The sequence below is a fragment of the Xenorhabdus thuongxuanensis genome, assembly GCF_001908095.1.
In the GTDB taxonomy this organism is placed as follows: domain Bacteria; phylum Pseudomonadota; class Gammaproteobacteria; order Enterobacterales; family Enterobacteriaceae; genus Xenorhabdus; species Xenorhabdus thuongxuanensis.
Genome location: NZ_MKGR01000084.1, coordinates 1 through 1,014, shown reverse-complemented (window position 1 = coordinate 1,014; position 1,014 = coordinate 1). Strand labels below are relative to the sequence as shown.

Sequence of the window (1,014 nt, the reverse complement as noted above, 5' to 3'; positions counted from 1 at the left end):
ACGCGATGCTCGACTTTAACATCCTATAACGTTGGCTTGTTGAAGCCAGTCGCGTTGATTTTTACCTTGTTTAAAATTGGCAAAAATACCCAACGTGTGAGAAAGCAATTTTCTGGCAATTCGATTACTCAAATGCCACAAATCCCGTGCCCAGCACTTCTCGATAGCAAATTGTCCCGCGAGTTGACCAATCACGGTTTCAATTAAACGACGTTTGGCGTTAATGACCCTTCTCATTTTTCTGGGGAGGGGATCATCCATATTGGCACGCACCGGGGTAATCATTTCAATACCCTCCATCTTCATTTCCTGTTTAAATTCAACGCCTAAATACCCTTTATCACCCAGCAAACAGCCCTTTATCGAGCCGATCACATCCCAGATTGCTTCGCGCTCACTGATATTGGCGGGCGTCAGTGTAAACCCCGTGACCACACCGATTTCGTCTATCATGAGATGTCCTTTGAAGCCATAGTATGTCTCGTTTTTGGCGGCACAGTACCCATAATCAGCTTGTCCTTTGAAGTTGGCACAGCCTTTTGCTCTTTTGAATCCACAGACCGGCAGCGGAAATCCGTCAATAATATGTACCGGCCTGTCGAGCGCGCCCAATAACCTCGCTAGCTTTTCTTGCAGTTGTTGTTTAACAACCCAAAGATTCGAAATTTGTTTAGCGAAATTGGCGCGTGAACCTAGCCCCGGAAACCACTCGCGCCAGTGGCCATTAAAGTACGTCCAAATGCCTTTATCTGTTGAAAATCCTAAAAATTCACCCACCACTTCCATCATAATGGCTTCTGCATCGCTCAGTTTAGGCGGATATCCCCGGCTTCTGAATCGCATACCTTGCTGTAACTGCGTTAAATTGTCATCTACCCAACAAAACACCCAAATGATAAAATCTTGCTGTGACATAGCCTTTTGTTCCTTTATTTCTCTATTTTTGACGACTTAAAGTTATAAAGGAGCGGCTATGTCATTTCAACTCACCATAAAAGTCGAGCATCGCGTTAA

Annotated in this window: 1 protein-coding gene; it reads right to left on the bottom strand. The window is 44.7% G+C overall.

Translation table 11 applies throughout. The features are described from left to right. Positions 1-15 precede the first annotated feature (15 nt). Positions 16-915, bottom strand: coding sequence for an IS982 family transposase (locus tag Xentx_RS18110; RefSeq protein WP_074021870.1), 900 nt, complete (start codon positions 913-915; stop codon positions 16-18). Positions 916-1,014: the final 99 nt, after the last annotated feature.

What these genes read in the sequence shown, in the direction of transcription:
- Xentx_RS18110 (WP_074021870.1), bottom strand. Translation starts at nt 915, where the DNA reads ATGTCACAGCAAGATTTTATCATTTGGGTGTTTTGTTGGGTAGATGAC.